Origin of the sequence: Gilliamella sp. B3172, from assembly GCF_026536465.1 — a bacterium.
GTDB lineage: Bacteria > Pseudomonadota > Gammaproteobacteria > Enterobacterales > Orbaceae > Gilliamella.
On sequence record NZ_JAFNOA010000017.1, the window covers coordinates 1 to 2,618 of the forward strand.

Below are 2,618 nucleotides of genomic sequence, written 5' to 3' on the forward strand. Positions count from 1 at the left end.
TATTACTTTCGATGTTGCTAATGGTATCAACAACCGTTTTGCTGAGCTGACCGCCAGTGGCGCCATTAAACTCGCTTCATTAAATGGTCATATTGAAAACCAACATGCCAAATTATTGTCTAATAACGGTATTTCATTACAGGCAATCAATATTGATAACCAATCCGCCTCGTTTAAAACCAATGGTCTTGTTGATATTAAGGCACAGCAAATTAATAACCGCCAATCTCACTATGTGGCAGAAAATATCCTGCTCGAAAGCAACGCTTTAAACAATCAGTTAGCCAGTTTAACCGCCAATAATAAAATTATTATTGATGCTAAGGACTTTGATAACGATCAAGGTTATTTACTCTCTGACAACTTATTACTCAAAACAAAATCATTTCGTGGTAATGGTACGATTAAAACGAAAAATGATTTATCGCTTGAGTTAGAAGACAGTTTTGTTAATGACAGTGAAATTACCGCAAATGGTCACTTATCGATTAGCAGTGAAAATGACATCATCAATAAAAACAAAATTACAGCCGGCAAACAAGTCAGCTTAAAAAGCCAACAACTTATCAATGAACAACAAGCAGAAATTAGTGCCGATTATCTGGCATTAAATCATCAAAATGCCACCAACTATGGCCTAATTAATGGCACAACAGCAATTATTGACAGTAACACATTAAATAACTTACAAACCGGTCGAATCTATGCCGATAATTTAGCCATTAACGCCATAACGCTGAATAATCGGGCACAAAATGGTACTGCGCCGGTCATTGCTGCCCGACAAAATTTTCATTTAGGGGTCAATACGCTCAATAACTATGCGCATGCTCAGTTATTGAGTCTGGGCGATTTTATTATTGGCGGCGAACTTGATGAACATTACAATGTAAAAGGTCAAGCCGAACTGATTGAAAACCATTCAGCAACCATTGAATCACACGGCAATTTATTTATTAATGCGAAGGTCATTAATAATATTAATGACCATATTGTCACTGAAATGCGCCAAAGTGACGAGCCACCGGAACATGAAGTCTATTTTCAAACGTCTGAGGGGGAAGGGAAAACCAAATACTCGCCTGATGAAGTGCTTTATCGCATCAAGAGAAAAGGTATGGGTAGTATTCCAGGCGTGTCTTGTGACGGACGTAAACGCTGTTTGTACAAATGGAATGATATTCCATTGCATTTACGTAATACCAAGTACTTACAAAGAATGTATGTTCCAAGTAAAGGTATAAACGGAGCGGCAAATTCCTGGCATTATGACATCTATAAACAAAAATATCGTACTGTATTGATTGAAACAGATCCAAGTAAAATCACTGCTACCGGTAATATTACGATACAAGGACAAACTTTAAATAATCACGACAGTAAAATTATTGCCGGTAAAAATGTCAATATTAATGTCGATCAGTTAAACAATATCTCGCAAGAAGTTTTATCAAAATATGTCTATTCGGGAAGAGTTAATTTACATAGAAGAAAAGATGAAGATAAATATAGATTTAGTTCCTATAAATATACAAAAGCCGATGAAGAGTTTATTGATAATGCATTAAATACGAATATTTTAGATCATCAAATATTTGAGCAGGCTCAATTAAACGATACCGCTCGTCAACCCACAACGGTTGAAAATACCCATCAACATGTTGATATTAATCAGCCTGTTCAAGATTCAGCTAAGCAACACGAAAAACAGATTGATAACCCGCATTTTGGGCACGATAACACAACGGCGGTTAACGCGACAATCGATAAACAGGAGGTTATCACCTCTGCAAATACCCCTGTCGATAATAATATTGATGACCATTTAAATCAGCAAAGCCAACAGGCGGATCATGCCGATTTAGCCACCGCCGATAAGGATATCACCCCGCCTAAAACTATCAGCATTTATGAGCCTAATTTAACCCTGCCGGATAACAGTTTATGGATCGTCAATAAAGATACCGATAAAAATTATATTATTGAAACCGACCCTAACTTTACTCAGCGTAAGAAATGGTTAAGTTCAGACTATATGTTAAGTCGCTTAAAAGCCGATCCGGACTCGGTGCTTAAGCGCTTAGGTGACGGTTATTATGAACAACAACTGATTAAGGAACAAATCGTTGGTTTGACCGGTCATCGCTATTTGCAAGGCTATGAAAATGATTTAGCGCAGTATCAAGCCTTAATGGATGCCGGTATTAGCTTTGCTAATCAATACGGTATTGCGCCGGGGGTGGAGCTGTCTGCTGAGCAGATGAAAGCGTTAACGACCGATATGGTTTTGTTGGTGAAAAAGCAGGTGGTCATTAATAATCAAGCTATCGATGTTTTAGTGCCGCAGGTTTACATTGTTAACCGCACTGAGCTCAGCCATGACGGTGCGTTAATTGCCGGTGATAATGTCTTTATTAAAGGTCAGGCGCTCAATAGCAGTGGATTAATTAATGCGAAAAAAGATATTCAGTTATCCGGCAATAATGTCACCAATAGTGGCACGGTATTCGGTGAGCGGGTGGCAATCGATGCAAAAAATGATATTACCAATTACGGGAAGTTAGTCGGTGATAAGCTGGTCTATTTATCTGCCGATAATGATATCAATCTTCTGTCCA

General features: G+C 38.1%; 1 pseudogene. It reads left to right on the forward strand.

The features are described 5' to 3' along the window. A pseudogene (locus J3U37_RS11970) lies at nucleotides 1-2,618 on the forward strand (S-layer family protein); the annotation flags it as partial.